The 15,637-nt window shown below is 35.6% G+C and carries 10 protein-coding genes; all 10 read left to right on the forward strand.

Going from position 1 to position 15,637, the window contains the following annotated elements; translation table 11 throughout:
• Nucleotides 1-133 precede the first annotated feature (133 nt).
• The 10 genes from ACZLXV_RS11260 (at nt 134) to ACZLXV_RS11305 (ending at nt 15,188) form a co-directional block, all read left to right on the forward strand.
• Entirely contained in the window at nt 134-937 is an 804-nt protein-coding gene (locus ACZLXV_RS11260) for a Cof-type HAD-IIB family hydrolase (RefSeq protein ID WP_482383492.1), read from the forward strand.
• A 46-nt stretch (nt 938-983) separates the two neighbouring features.
• Complete coding sequence (locus ACZLXV_RS11265; RefSeq protein ID WP_482383493.1) at nt 984-4,040, forward strand: hypothetical protein; 3,057 nt, start codon at nt 984-986, stop codon at nt 4,038-4,040.
• Between the two features lie 165 nt (nt 4,041-4,205).
• Nucleotides 4,206-5,102 carry a DegV family protein gene (locus tag ACZLXV_RS11270; protein ID WP_482383494.1) on the forward strand — a complete coding sequence of 299 codons (897 nt, stop codon included), beginning with the start codon at nt 4,206-4,208 and terminating at the stop codon, nt 5,100-5,102.
• 314 nt (nt 5,103-5,416) lie between these two features.
• Nucleotides 5,417-6,778, forward strand: a complete 1,362-nt coding sequence (gene mgtE / locus ACZLXV_RS11275) for a magnesium transporter (protein ID WP_482383495.1) — start codon at nt 5,417-5,419, stop codon at nt 6,776-6,778.
• Between the two features lie 40 nt (nt 6,779-6,818).
• Nucleotides 6,819-7,718 carry a LysR family transcriptional regulator gene (locus ACZLXV_RS11280; RefSeq protein ID WP_022225674.1) on the forward strand — a complete coding sequence of 300 codons (900 nt, stop codon included), beginning with the start codon at nt 6,819-6,821 and terminating at the stop codon, nt 7,716-7,718.
• Nucleotides 7,719-7,895: 177 nt separating this feature from the next.
• Nucleotides 7,896-10,166, forward strand: coding sequence for a 5-methyltetrahydropteroyltriglutamate--homocysteine S-methyltransferase (gene metE, locus ACZLXV_RS11285; RefSeq protein ID WP_482383496.1), 2,271 nt, complete (start codon nt 7,896-7,898; stop codon nt 10,164-10,166).
• A gap of 76 nt (nt 10,167-10,242) precedes the next feature.
• Nucleotides 10,243-10,410 carry a hypothetical protein gene (locus ACZLXV_RS11290; protein WP_482383497.1) on the forward strand — a complete coding sequence of 56 codons (168 nt, stop codon included), beginning with the start codon at nt 10,243-10,245 and terminating at the stop codon, nt 10,408-10,410.
• Nucleotides 10,398-12,122, forward strand: a complete 1,725-nt coding sequence (locus ACZLXV_RS11295) for an AAA family ATPase (RefSeq protein ID WP_482383498.1) — start codon at nt 10,398-10,400, stop codon at nt 12,120-12,122. The genes ACZLXV_RS11290 and ACZLXV_RS11295 overlap by 13 nt, the downstream gene beginning before the upstream one ends.
• Before the next feature lie 391 nt (nt 12,123-12,513).
• Entirely contained in the window at nt 12,514-14,265 is a 1,752-nt protein-coding gene (aspS, locus tag ACZLXV_RS11300; protein ID WP_022225678.1) for an aspartate--tRNA ligase, read from the forward strand.
• Nucleotides 14,266-14,588: 323 nt separating this feature from the next.
• A complete protein-coding gene (locus tag ACZLXV_RS11305; RefSeq protein WP_482383499.1) occupies nt 14,589-15,188 on the forward strand; it encodes a tyrosine-type recombinase/integrase in 600 nt (199 codons plus the stop codon).
• Nucleotides 15,189-15,637 lie beyond the last annotated feature (449 nt).

Genomic DNA, 15,637 nt, shown 5'->3' on the forward strand with positions numbered 1-15,637 from the left:
CCCAACATCATAATATAAGAATTAAATTAATAGATTTATAAAAACCGGCAGGCTAAAAAACAGTCTGTCAGTTTTTTTTGTATATTTATGATATAATTATTTTAAAAAACATATATGAAATGGAGCTGAAAATATGTCTGATTTACATGTAATAGTTATGGATATGGATGGTACACTTCTTAATGACAATAAAGAAGTGAGTGAATATACAAAAAATGTTTTGCGGCGACAGAAAGAAAAGGGAATGAAGATTGGCATTGCATCGGGGCGTCCTATACTTGGAGTCAGGAGAACTGTAGAGAATTTAGGGCTTTCTGACATTATACAGTTTATGGTTGCGTCAAACGGGGCGGAACTTTATGATGTTTCTGACGGAGAAGAAAGAGGTTTTTTTAAACTCGATGTAAATACAATTTTTGAGATAATTGATACATATAAACATTTTGATTTAAATCCCTATGTTTATCAGGGAGGGGATTGTTATGCGGTAAGAAACGATTCTACTATTGAGAGGGCGGCGAAAAATAATTTTCTTGGGATTCATCTGTGTGATATGAGAAAAGAGGTCACAACCCCTCAAAGTAAACTTGTATTAAGTACGCCCCCTGAAAAAATGAGTGATGTGGAAAAATTTTATGAGGCACATAAATCTGAAAAGTATCGTGCATTTAAATCACAGACTGATATGTTTGAATTTGTCCACCCGGAGTTGTCAAAAGTATATGGGATTAAATATTATTGTGAAAAATATGGATATGATATTTCAAAAGTTATTGCATTTGGAGATACTACAAATGACCTTGAAATGGTTGACGAGTGCGGTGTCGGTGTTTGCATGTGCAACGGGACTGATGATGTGAAAGCCGTTGCCGATATTATTACTGAGTTCAGCAATGATTATGACGGACTTGCAAAGGAACTTGAAAAATTATTATGATGCAAGGGTCAAAAGCAGATGTAATATTAGGAGTGTATAAAATTTTTTGGATAGAGAAAAGAGGGATGGTATGGTTTGTATAAAGGCAAATTATGAGATTGTTAAAGTTTACCAAAGAATAATAACAGCGATGAGAGAGCGCGTAGAGTGGAACGGGGACATTATTATACGAAAGAATACTATGATACTTGTAGGAAGAGTACGCTCAATGTATTTTGAACTTGCGACAAGAAGAGTTTATTCGGATATTGAAGAATTGGACTTTGACATGGCAAATGCATTTGAAATGGGAAATAATAAACTTATTACCAATATTATAAATATGCTCTTATATCCGTTTGGCAAGTGGGGAGCTATAAAGGGACTGAATGTTGAGCAGGATTACATGGTTCTTGCTGCTCTTTTTTCGCAGATTTATAAAGAGATAGATGTAGAGACATATTTTACAAAGACAAGTTTTAAATTTTTTATAAACGGTATTCAGATTACATTTGAAGATGCAATGGAAAAGTGTATTGATTACATACAAAAACAGCGTGATATAAAGAATGAAGCCGAAAAACCAAAAGAGGGCAGCGGTAAAAACGAGACAGAAAAAAATACTAAAGAGGGTAGCGGTAGAAACGAAACAGAAAATAATGTTAAAAAGGATGGAGGCATAAACAGGGCAGATGAGGACAACGAAGATACAGCCGGAATAAATGTCGAAGAGGAAAGAAAAGGTGCGGGTTTGTGGCACAATATGAAATGGAGTTCTGGAAAATTTCAGTTTAACCGTGAAGATGTTGATAAAAAATATACAAATTCCCACAGGATAGGAAATAATTTTTACATGGTTCCGTATGAATGTCCGGATTGTGGGGAACATCTGCATATGGTTGTCTATCCTCAGAGAAAAGAAAATGTCATAGATACTGATGACGGGCGTGTTTACATAACAAGAGCTTATACATGTGACAACTGCAAAAAATTTTATACAGCAAAGCCGGGGAAACTTTTAAGAGAAGGTGATGCATATGTTCTTGATTTTGACAATGATGAATATGCGGCAAGAGATTATGTACTGCTTTTAGGAAAAAAAGGTGCAAAAACGGGAAACTGCAATTTTAATATGTATGAGGCAGATTATGAAAAGAATGTATCGTCATTGGGAAAAAGACTTAGTGAGCGATGCAGAAAAATGGAGCTTTTGACAGATGAGGAACTTGAACAGATACTTGCCCAGATGGATGAAGGATTCTTTTCTGATTATGAAAAGGAGAGATTTCTTGCGATAATAGAGCAGGAACTTGAGTATCGTGAAAAGATGCGAAATAAAAAAATGGGAGAGTTTGGCAGAAGAAGCGATGAGAGGGAGGATGATAAAGAGGAAAATGAAGAGGAAAATGAAGAGGTAAAGGATGATAATTCGTTTGCCGGAGAAGGTTTATCAGAAGAGAATACAGAAAAAAGTAAAGGCAAGGGTATATTTTTCGGAAGAAATGCTAAGAAAAAGGAAAGTAAAACATTGTCTGAGCCTGATTTAAAAAATAAAGATACTGAGGAAAGTAAAACCGTCAGTGAAAAAAAATCAGTATCAGGAACAGAAAATAAAACGATAAAAGAATGTGATAAAGAAAACATTAGGGAAAATGAGATAATAAAGGATAATTGTAAACGTGATAATAAAGAAATTGAAGAAACAAAGGAAAACGAAACAATAAAAGAAAACGAAACAATAAAAGAAAATGACAGTCATGAAGATAACGCAACTGAAATAAAAAGAACAGAGCAAAATCAAAAAGAGGAAAATATAAAAAACGGTGAGTCTGCTAAAAAGGAGTCTAAAGTAAATGATAAAAAGCCGGCAGACAGCAAAGCGGCAGACAGCAAAGCGGCAGACAGCAAAGCGGCAGACAACAAAGCGGCAGACAACAGGGCATCATTTTTTGACAGGATAACAGATGAGAGCAGGACAGCAAAGTATTCAGACATAGTGGAGAATATTAAGAAAGTTAGGGCATCAAACGGAAGTGAGCAGGAGAAAAATCATTATATTGAAGTGCTGACAAAGCTTTGCAAGGCGGCAGCAAAAAGAGAAATAGAATATATGCTTTCACATCTTCCGGGAAATATAAATTTTGACAGATATAAAAGAACAAAAGAAAAACTTATGACATATACGCAGATAGATGTCAGTCCATATATAAAAATTGTTGATACAAAACGTGATAAAGTTGAGTTTGATGAATTAAATAAGCTTGTGGGCAGTGTTGACAGAGATAACAGGAATGATTTGCTGGAAATGATGGAGAAAATAAAAAACGGAGAGTACGAGAAACGTAATTCTGACAGATTTGTGGAGGGACTTAGAAAGCGTGTTTATGCGATTGATGAGGCAAAACTCAGAGGAATATGTCCAAATCCCGATAATATAACATTTGATGAGGGCGTTAAGGCGCTTAAAGAAATTGAAAAAGGAATTTTTCTGCCTGAACTCAAATCAAATATGCTCCAGCTTATAGACAAGAAACTTACGGCACTAAAAACGGAGGAATGTGAGCTTCTTGTAAAAAAACTTAAACGTGACCTTGACGGAAAAATATCAGACATGTCAAAGCTTCATTTTTATGACATCAGGAAAATGAGAGAGGAAGATAAAGGTGATAAGGAAATTTCGTTTATAAAGGTTGCAGTAAGCACATACGCTTATGCGACAGGCACATATGAGTATCCGGTTGTCATATGTGATTCATCAATGTTTGGAAGCGGAAAAGAGGGATTTATAATTACACCTGACCATGTATTTTACAAGGGACTTATAAAATCAGGTTCTATAGAGGTGAAAAATATAAATAGGGTATTTTCAGAAAAGAAAGGTCTTATGATTGAGCATTCTTCAAAAGGAAATGTAAAAATGCCGTGTACACTTAATAAGAACGATGAAAAAAACATGGCAGAGGTACTTGATGGTTTTGTTGATTATCTGAAAATGAAACCGGAATCAAGAAGTATTGAATATATGTCAAAGCAGGAGCATGAGGTGAAGTGCTGTTACCGCTGCGGCCACGTATTTACAAAGGGTAACATATGTCCAAAATGCGGAAGCAGATTTGAACAATAATAGGACTTAATCGGTTGACAATCGTCATGAATATGGTACAATGTAGTAATGAAAACTACATGAGATGGAAATTGACACAAAATTGATTTGAATTTAAATAAATGATTAAGACGGATGCACCGTTTAATAAATAATTTGAACAAATCGGAATATGGAGGATTTGCCATGGATTATCAGATAATCAGTGACAGCTCTTGCGACCTGAAGCAGAGTTTAAGAGAAAAATACGATATAGAAGTTGTACCTTTTTATATATCATTTGACGATAAAAATTATCAAAAGGAAGTGGATGAAATTGCAATAGATGATGTTTACAGGAAAATGGTTGATTTTCCAAAACAGTATCCTAAAACTTCACTGCCATCAGTACAGAATTATGTGGATGCTTTTACTCCTCATGTGAAAGAGGGCAGAGCTGTTATTTGTGTATGTATTACGACATCTTTAAGCGGTTCATACAATTCAGCGTGCAATGCAAAAGAGATTGTTTGTGAAGAATATCCCGATGCAAAGATTACGGTTATTAACTCGCTCGGTGCGACTGTATTGCAGTGGCTTTTTGTAATAGAAGCGGCAAAATTAAAGAAGTCCGGAGCAACTTATGAGGAAGCGGTAGAAAAACTTACATCACCGGAGTACCTTGCAACAGGAAGAATATTTTTTACCGTAGGAAATACGGATTATCTTAAACATGGCGGAAGAATAGGGAAAGTGGCAAGTATAGCGTCAAGTGCATTGAATTTAAAACCAATAATTACGCTCAAAGACGGTTCAATAGACGCATCCGGCATAGCGAGAAGCCGCAAGAAATCAATACTTAAAACATATGATTTATTAAAAAACTATTTTGCAGAAAATGGCGAAGACCCAAATGATTATGTTTATGCTGTAGGGTATGGATATGACAGGGAAGAGGGACTTGAATACAAGAAAGAGTTTGACAAAGTTATGAGTGAATTGGGACTCAAAGAGGAAACTAATATCGCGCATATCGGTGCAACAATATGTGTTCACACAGGGCCTTATGCCATAGGTGCAGGTCTTATTAAGAAAATTATTTAAAAAAATTTAGGAATATTATTTAAGAAAAAAACTTGAAAAAATCCTGACATGATGTTATAGTGTGTTAGGATTTTTTTGATACGGAGGTGAATTTCATGGACAGTAATGACAGTTTTGGACGAAGTATTAACAACAGTGTTTTATATCGTGAGCAAGTGGCATGGCTGTCGCATGAGATTTTTAGCCATGTTTATAAATGATGCACATTTTGTTGAAATAGTGATGTGATTTCATAAATATTGTTCATGTAGAAAGCACTGTTTAGGGTGCTTTTTTATGTTATAGAAAACATACGTTTTGCGGAGGTGTTACACATGAACAGAAAATATTTTGATATCATAAACATTATAAGAAAGAATAAAAATGACAATGAAATTTTGGAATGTCTGTCAAATTATCATGAAAATGATATAGCGGATATAATAGCACAGCTTACAGCAGATGAGCGAAAAAGAATATACGGTCTGCTTGGTTTTCAGAGAATGGCAGAGATATTTGTATATCTGGATGAACCGGAAAGATATTTGGAAGAAATTTCGATTGAAGATGCGGCAAAGATAATCTCATTTATGGATTCGGATGATGCGGTTGAAATTCTTGAAAAGCTTGATACAGATACAAAAAATGAGATAGAAAAAAGACTTGATGATGACGCGGCGGCAGACGTGAAAATGCTTCTCTCATATGATGAAGATGAAATAGGCAGATATATGACGACGAATTATGTCTGCATAAAGAAAGGGCTTTCGGTAAGACAGGCGATGAGTGAACTTGTCCGTCAGGCCGGTGAAAATGACAATATAATGACTATTTATGTTGAAGACGAGTTGTCGAGGTTTGCCGGTGCAATAGATTTGAAGGATTTAATTACGGCTAGGGAAAATGATAACCTTGAAGAGATAGTTATCAACTCTTATCCTTATGTGACAGACCATGAGTTGCTTGATGAATGTATAGAACAGATTGTAGATTATTCGGAAGATTCAATTCCTGTATTGTCAAAGGAAAAACAGCTGTTAGGCGTAATAACATCGGAAGACATTGTTGATATTGTCGATGATGAAATGGGAGAAGATTATGCTAAACTGGCAGGTCTTACAGCAGAGGAAGATTTGAAAGAGACAACTGTTCAAAGTATGAAAAAGAGACTGCCATGGCTGATAATACTTTTGTTTTTGGGTGTTTTGGTATCATCAGTTGTGGGAATGTTTGAAAATGTGGTAGCGGTACTTCCGATAGTTATATGTTTTCAGTCACTGGTACTTGACATGGCGGGAAATGTCGGAACACAGTCACTTGCTGTTACTATACGTGTTTTGATGGATGAAAATCTTACCGGAAAACAAAAACTGTTTTTGCTCGTTAAGGAAATGAGAGTTGGTCTTTTAAACGGTGGAATACTCGGTGTTATGGCACTTACATTGCTGGGAGTATATATCCATATGTTTAAAGGATATAGTCTTATGGGAGCGTTTGCAATTTCAGGATGTGTAGGTGTTTCACTTATGGCTGCGATGTTGATTTCAAGTATGGTGGGGACTGTAATTCCAATGTTTTTCCACAAGATTAAAATTGATCCGGCAGTGGCATCGGGTCCACTTATTACAACGGTAAATGACCTTGTTGCCGTTGTAACTTATTATGGTCTTGCGTACATTTTTTTGATACAATTGTAATATATAACAAGTATCCGGATTTGGAAAGAAGGTGAAAATTTTGACATTACAGCAGCTAAGATATGTGACTATGGTTGCAAAAACGGGAACGATTACCGAGGCAGCAAATAAACTGTACATTTCACAGCCAAGCCTTACGAGTGCGATACATGAACTTGAAAATGAGATGAATATTGTCATTTTCAGAAGAACCAACAAAGGTGTAAGCGTAACAAAGGAGGGCGAGGACTTTTTGGGATATGCCAGGCAGGTGCTTGAGCAGGCAGCAATTCTAGAAGATAAATACAAGAAAAATTCAGGCGGGAAAAAACAGTTTTGTGTTTCAACACAGCACTACTCATTTGCGGTAAACGCATTTGTAGATTTGATAAAAAAATATGGTCAGGATGAATATGATTTTTCGATAAGGGAAACCCAGACATATGAAATAATAGAAGATGTTGCGAAAATGAGAAGCGAACTGGGAATACTTTTTCTGAATGATTTTAATGAGACAGTCATAAATAAAATTTTAAAAAGTCATGAACTTGAATTTACGCAATTATTTGTGGCAAAACCGCATGTGTTCATAAGCAGAAAACATCCACTTGCAGATAAAAAGATAATTACGAACAGTGAACTTGAACTGTATCCGTATCTTTCGTTTGAACAGGGAGAGCATAATTCATTCTATTTTTCGGAGGAAATTTTTTCGGCATCTGAGAGAAAGAAAAATATACGAGTGAGGGACAGAGCAACACTGTTTAATCTGCTCATAGGACTAAACGGTTATACAGTTTGCAGTGGAGTTATAGACAAAAAGTTAAACGGTAAGGATATAATAGCTGTACCGTTAGCGGATGAGGGGGATATGCGCATAGGTTATATTATGCATAAGAAAGGTATGCTTAGCAGGCTTGGAGAGACTTACCTTGAGTCTTTGAAAAAATATTTAGGATGATTTTTTATCACTTGATATAGTTTAAAACTATGGATAACCTCTTTCTTTATGTATTATACGATTGCGGGAAACTTAATTATAATAAACGTACTGAAAAGAAGCTGTTTTTCTCAGAGATTGAAGGGGAGCAGTTTTTTGGAGTATTTGGGATAGAGATTGCTTAAATGGAGGTTAGAGATGAAAACATCAGTTATTGGTTTCCCGAGAATCGGAACATTGAGAGAGCTTAAATTTGCTTCTGAAAAATATTTTAGAAATGAAATTGATGAGGAGCAGTTGAAACAGACAGCGGCTGAATTGAGAAAGACACACTGGAACCTGCAGAAAAGTGCAGGCATTGATTTTATTTCAAGTAATGATTTTTCATTTTATGATATTGTGCTTGACACAGCAGTATTGCTAAATATTATACCGAAGAGATATAAAGAACTGGGGTTGTCAGAACTTGATACATATTTTTCGATGGCAAGAGGATACCAGGGAGAACATGGTGATGTTAAAGCACTTGCAATGAAGAAATGGTTCAATACAAATTATCATTATATTGTGCCGGAAGTTGAGGATGATACACAGATAAAACTGTCAGGCGACAAGCTTTGGAATGAATATGACGAAGCAGAGGAACTTGGAATTGTAACTAAACCTATGATTACAGGTGCATATACAATGTTAAAATTGTGCAGATATACAGGAAATAAATCGGCAGCAGATTATGTAGACGATATTGTGAAGGCATACAAAGAACTGTTACAGACATGTGGGAAAAAGCAGATTGCATGGGTTCAGTTTGATGAGCCGGCACTTGTACTTGACATGAGTGACGAGGATAAAAAATTATTCCATGAAATTTATGATGCGTTGCTTGCTTGCAGTACAGATACAAAAATATTACTGCAGACATATTTTGGAGATATACGTGACATTTATGAGGATGTTATAAAAATGTCATTTGCAGGAATCGGAATTGATTTTATTGAGGGAAAACAGTCGTATGAACTTGTTTCAAAATTTGGTTTTCCAAAGGATAAGGTGCTTTTTGCAGGTCTTGTAAACGGTAAGAATATCTGGAAAAATCATTATGACAAAACATTAAAGATTGTAAATGAATTAGCAGATAAATGTATTGACACAGTGATTTCAACATCATGCTCGCTACTTCATGTGCCATATACATTAGGGAATGAAGAAAAGCTTTCAAAAGAGTATACTGCATATTTTTCATTTGCTAAGGAAAAGCTTGTTGAACTTAATGAGCTTGGAAAGCTTGCAGACAAGAAAAATTATTGTGATGATGAGGTATACAAGAAAAATCATGAACTTTTCAACGGAAACAGAAATTGTACAAATGCAAATGTAAGTGAGCGTCTTTCAAAGGTTAAAGAAGATGATTATATAAGACTTCCAAAGAGAAGCGAGCGTCAGAAACTTCAGAAGGAAGAATTTAAGCTTCCTGAACTTCCAACTACTACAATAGGTTCGTTCCCGCAGACAAAGGATGTAAAGGCAAACCGTTCTGCATTTAAGAGAGGGGAAAAGACAGAACAGGAGTATATTGAATTTAATAAGAAGAAGATTGCCGAATGTGTAAACTGGCAGGAAGAAATCGGAATTGATGTACTTGTGCATGGCGAATATGAGCGAAATGACATGGTAGAATATTTCGGAGAGTCGCTTGGAGGATTTTTGTTTACGCAGAAAGCATGGGTTCAGTCGTATGGAACAAGATGTGTTAAACCGCCTATCATATGGGGAGATGTGTACAGAGATAAGCCTATAACAGTAGAATGGTCAGTCTATGCACAGTCGCTTACAAAGAAGCTTATGAAAGGTATGCTTACAGGGCCTGTTACAATACTTAACTGGTCATTCCCTAGAGAGGACATATCTATAAAAGAGTCAATATCACAGATTGCGTTAGCAATAAGGGATGAAGTTCTCGACCTTGAAGCAAATGGCATAAAAGTGATACAGATAGATGAGGCGGCTTTAAGAGAAAAACTCCCACTTAGAAAAACAGACTGGTATAAGGAATATCTTGATTTTGCAATACCTGCATTTCGCCTTACACATAGCGGTGTAAAGCCTGAAACACAGATACACACACATATGTGCTACAGTGAATTTACAGACATAATTCCTGCGATTGATGATATGGATGCGGATGTAATTACATTTGAGGCATCACGCTCAGACCTTCAGATATTGGATTCACTCAGGGAAAACAATTTTGAGACAGAAGCAGGTCCCGGAGTATATGATATTCATTCACCTAGAGTACCGTCAGTCGAGGAGATAACAAATGTATTAAAACTTATGCTCACAAAGATAGAAAGAGATAAACTTTGGGTAAATCCTGACTGTGGATTAAAGACAAGAGGAGTGAAAGAGTCGGATGCAAGTCTTAGAAATATGGTGCTTGCAGCTGAAAGATTAAGAGAAGAAGCATAAAATGATTTGATGTAACAGTAAAAAAGTATATAAAAGTAAAACTGCTTGGGTTGTTTGGAATATAGGAAAGATTGTAGTGTGGCAGAGAGTTTCGCTTGCGGAACTCTCTGTTGACGTTTATAATAAACATAATTTAAGTTACGGATATTCAGGAAAATTGTATGATACATCTGATATTACTAATGATAATGTATTGGGAGTTTTTGATTATATATTGAGAGGGGAAAATGTATGCGTAAAATAAGTATAGGAAAGCAGGATTATGAATCGTTAATAACATCAGGATGCTTTTATGTAGATAAAACATATTTTATAAAAGAATGGTGGGAATCACAGGATGATGTGACACTTATAACCCGACCGAGAAGATTTGGAAAAACATTGAATATGAGTATGTTGGAATGTTTCTTTTCAAATAAATATGCGGGCAGAGGTGATTTGTTTGAGGGGTTGTCGATATGGAATGATGAAAAGTACAGACAGCTTCAGGGGACATATCCGGTGATATTTATTAGTTTTGCAGAAATTAAGGCGAATAATTTTAAAGATACAAAAAATGACATGGTATCGGTTATAAATGATGTTTATAAACAGCATTCATATCTTCTTGAAGATGCGATATTAACAGATGCTGAAAGAAATTTATTTAGACAGCTTGATGATTATTCAAAAAACACAAATGTAAATAAAGATATATCAAATGAGATAATATATAGGTCTGTTAAAGATCTTGCAGCAATTTTATATAGAAAATTTGAGAAAAAAGTGATAATACTTCTTGATGAGTATGATACACCTATGCAGGAAGCATATGTAAACGGATTTTGGAATGATATGGTTGGATTTATACGCAGTTTTTTCAATTCTACGTTAAAAACAAATCCATATCTTGATAGAGCCATAATGACGGGGATTACAAGGGTATCAAAAGAAAGTATTTTTTCCGATTTAAACAATCTTAATGTGATAACAACGACAAATGACGAGTATAATACAAGCTTTGGCTTTACGGAAAGTGAAGTCTTTGCGGCATTGGATGAGGCTGGCTTGCCTGAAAAAAAAGATGATGTGAAGCTTTGGTATGACGGATTTACTTTCGGAAAGCATAAGGATATATACAATCCGTGGTCTATTACAAATTATCTTGACAAGAAAGAATTTAAGACGTATTGGGCTGATACAAGTTCCAACAGTCTTGTTGGAAAGCTTATTCAAAGAGGTTCACCAAAAATAAAGAAAGCTATGGAAAAACTTTTAAACGGGGAATATATAACAGTTGGTATTGACGAACAGATAGTATTTGACCAACTGGATAATGATGAGGATGCAATATGGAGCCTTTTATTGGCGAGTGGTTATCTGAAAGTAGACAGTATGGAAATTTGCGTAAGCACAGGAGAGCAGAAATATGAACTCAGCCTCACCAACTTAGAAGTCCGTGTTATGTTCCAAAAATTGATAAAAGGCTGGTTTATGACAGGAGATGATTCATCTAATGAATTTATAAGTGCATTGATAGATGGTGATTTAGAAGCGATGAATTATTATATAAATGAAGTTACGCTCAATGTATTCAGTAGTTTTGATGTTGCAGGAAAGGATGAATCAAGAATACGACCTGAAAACTTTTACCATGGTTTTGTATTGGGACTTATGGCAGGACAGAGAAATAATTACATTATAAAATCAAACAGGGAAAGTGGTTTCGGTCGTTATGATGTTATGATGATTCCGAAACATAGTACAAATGAAGCAGGAAAGAAACTTCCGGCGATTGTGCTTGAGTTTAAAGTGAAGAAATCGAGCGAAAAAACTCTTGAAGAAGCGGTGCAAGCGGCACATAGGCAGATAGAAGAAAAAAGATATGATGAAGAAATCTTAGCACTTGGTATAGAAAAAGAAAGAATAAGGCACTACGGATTTGCATTTGAGGGGAAAAAGGTGCTTATAGGGTGATTGAAAATTTATATCAATCTCTGCGTTAAAGTGGCCACAGCGAAAATAATTCAACAGAAAAAATGATTGACAATCCCCCTGATACCATTATATAATCAATCTAGTTATGCAAATGCGACGACGGAGAGAAGTAGCATGATTTATCATTCAAAGCGAGTGAAGGACGGTGAGAGCTTCGCAAAGTGAATTCATGTGAATAACACTCTATCAGCAGCGAACTGAAAACAGCGTACCGTATATAATAAGCTGGCAGTAGGTGAGCCGTAAGCTGCGCGACAGACAGCAAGAGAGTGACTGACAAGACAGTAATTCGGGTGGTACCGCGGACAAATATTATGTTCGTCCTGAACTTTTAGTTTGGGATGGACTTTTTTATTTTTAGGAGGTAAAAATGAACGTAGGAAATATTTATCGTGACAAAACATTAAACGATATCAGTGAAAACAATGTTGGTGAAACATTAAGACTTGCCGGATGGGTTGAAAATATCCGTGACCATGGCGGTGTGTCATTTGTTGACCTTAGAGATATGTATGGTGTGATGCAGGTTGTTATGCGTGACACAAAACTTCTTGAGGGTATAAGCAAAGAAGATTGTATTTCTGTTGAAGGTGTTGTAGAGCATAGAGATGAAGAGACATACAATCCAAAGATACCTACAGGAACAATCGAACTTGAAGCACATAAGGTAGAGGTACTTGGAAGAGTTTACAGACAGCTTCCTTTTGAGATAATGACATCAAAAGAGACAAGAGAAGATGTTCGTCTTAAATATCGTTATCTCGACCTTAGAAATGCAAAAGTTCGTGATAATATGATATTCAGATCAAATGTCATAAGTTTTCTTCGTCAGAAGATGACAGACATGGGATTTTTAGAAATTCAGACACCTATCCTTTGTGCATCATCACCTGAGGGTGCGAGAGATTATATAGTGCCATCACGTAAGTTCAAGGGAAAATTTTATGCGTTGCCACAGGCACCGCAGCAATATAAACAGCTTCTTATGGTGTCAGGTTTTGATAAGTATTTCCAGATAGCACCTTGTTTCAGAGACGAGGACGCAAGAGCAGACCGTTCACCGGGAGAGTTCTATCAGCTTGACTTTGAGATGAGTTTTGCAACACAGGAAGATGTATTTAAAGTAGGTGAGGAAGTGCTTACAGCAGCATTTGAAAAATTTGCACCTGAAGGATATGAAGTAACACAGGCACCGTACCCTATTATCAGCTACAAGCAGGCAATGCTTGAGTTTGGTTCAGACAAGCCTGACCTTAGAAATCCACTTCGTATCGTTGACGTTACAGATTTCTTCCAGAGATGTACATTTAAGCCATTCCACGGAAAGACAGTTCGTGCAATCAATGTTCATGCAAAACTTTCAAAAGGTCAGCATGAAAAGCTTCTTAAATTTGCTCAGTCTATCGGAATGGGCGGACTTGGTTATCTTGAGGTTCTTGAAGATAAATCTTACAAGGGACCTATCGACAAATTTATTCCTGACGATATGAAACAGGAAATTGCCGATATAGCAGGACTTACACCGGGAGATACAATCTTCTTCATTGCAGACAGAGAAGCACAGGCAGCTCTTTATGCAGGACAGATTCGTACAGAACTCGGAAACAGACTTGATCTTATTGAGAAAAACAGTTATAGATTCTGTTATATAAATGACTTCCCTATGTATGAGTATGACAATGAGGAGAAGAAATATATCTTTACTCACAATCCATTCTCAATGCCACAGGGCGGACTTGAAGCGTTAAATACAAAAGAACCGTCAGAAATTCTTGCATATCAGTATGATATTGTATGTAACGGTATTGAACTTTCATCAGGAGCAGTTCGTAACCACGATCTTGATATAATGGTTAAGGCATTTGAGATTGCGGGATATACAGAAGAAGACTTAAAAGAAAAATTTGGAGCACTCTACAATGCATTCCAGTTTGGAGCACCACCACATGCAGGAATGGCACCGGGCGTAGACCGTATGATAATGCTTCTTCGCAATGAGGAAAATATCCGTGAAATAATACCATTCCCAATGAACGGAAATGCGCAGGATCTTATGTGTGGAGCACCAAATGAAGTAAGTGAACAGCAGCTTCGTGAAGTTCACATCAAAGTAAGACAGTAATAAAATTTGTGCATCGAAAAATTTGGACTTTTGATTTATGATGTATAAAATTTAAGTGATAGCATTGGGTGCGTAAAGAAAAAAGAAAACTGTCACATTGCAGATATTATTTGAATATTTGCGGTGTGGCAGTTTTTTATTTTAAAAAGGAACTTTCTGCTTTTTATAAAAAGAATAATGTATAATCATTGACAATAAAAAAATGTAACACAATGGATATTGTGTTACATTTTTTTGTTACACATTATTTATCGGCAGTCAATTTGGAAACTTTAGCATTTTTTTAAAATATTATCAAAAAATGAAAGGATAGATTTATAAAAATGAAAATTACTCAGCCGATACGTGATATTGCGGAATTAAAAAAGATAAAAAGATATTACCGCGAGGTGAAACCAAATAAAAGGAATTCACTTCTTGTTGTATGTGGACTTAACACGGCTTTGCGCATTTCTGATATTTTAAAACTTCGGTGGAAGGATGTGTATAATGAAAATTTGCTGTCGTTTAAATCACATATTGATGTTAAAGAACAGAAAACAGGTAAAAAAACAACTGTTTTTATAAATAAAAACTTAAAAGAAGCATTTGCTTCGTTTCTTAAAGATATAATTGCGAAGAAAGGAAAATTGTGTGAGGTGATGGAACAATTTATTTTTCTTGGTCAGAAATCCACTGATAAGCCTATCAGCAGGATTCAGGCATTTCGCATAATATCAGAAGCAGCAAAAAAATGTCTGCTCAGTCATAAAGTGAGCTGCCATTCGCTCAGGAAAACATTTGGGTATCATGCCTGGAAAAAAGGGGTGTCTCCGGCACTTCTGACAAGCATTTATAATCATTCTTCATATAAAATTACGACAAGATATCTGGGAATAGACCAGGATGACAGAGACGAAGTTTTTGAACTCGTGAATTTGTAGTAAAAAATATAATGATGCAAGGGTTAAATTACTTTTTAATTCTAACGTCATATAATAAATAAAGCTGTTTTATAGACGCAAAATTTTTAATTTACAGTTTTAGCTGTGTGTTGCACTGCAGAGGCGGGCAATAATAAAATTTAAATTTTGGGTCTGCTTGTTGTGTAAAAAATCTAATATTAAATAATTTTATAATAATAATTTCAATTTTCCCGGATAATTCAATTTCAAATTTTTTTCAGATTTAAATCCCCAAAAGAATCAATTTTATTTTCCATTAAAAAATGTAACACAATGTCTATTCTGTTACATTTCCATTTACAAGGCAAGGATATGGCAGTTTTGGATTGTAAATAATGTTTCCTTAAGTGCTTATTTTAATTCAACCTGATGAAAATAAAAAATCGGACAGAGTGCTGAATTAAACAGACTGCCGGACAACGAATACA

This window comes from Butyribacter sp. (assembly GCF_056818865.1).

Excerpts from the sequence above, each read along its gene's own strand:
- ACZLXV_RS11295 (WP_482383498.1), top strand. The coding sequence starts at position 10,398 with ATGCGTAAAATAAGTATAGGAAAGCAGGATTATGAATCGTTAATAACA.
- mgtE (WP_482383495.1), top strand. The coding sequence starts at position 5,417 with ATGAACAGAAAATATTTTGATATCATAAACATTATAAGAAAGAATAAA.
- ACZLXV_RS11270 (WP_482383494.1), top strand. The coding sequence starts at position 4,206 with ATGGATTATCAGATAATCAGTGACAGCTCTTGCGACCTGAAGCAGAGT.
- ACZLXV_RS11260 (WP_482383492.1), top strand. The coding sequence starts at position 134 with ATGTCTGATTTACATGTAATAGTTATGGATATGGATGGTACACTTCTT.
- ACZLXV_RS11305 (WP_482383499.1), top strand. The coding sequence starts at position 14,589 with ATGAAAATTACTCAGCCGATACGTGATATTGCGGAATTAAAAAAGATA.
- metE (WP_482383496.1), top strand. The coding sequence starts at position 7,896 with ATGAAAACATCAGTTATTGGTTTCCCGAGAATCGGAACATTGAGAGAG.
- aspS (WP_022225678.1), top strand. The coding sequence starts at position 12,514 with ATGAACGTAGGAAATATTTATCGTGACAAAACATTAAACGATATCAGT.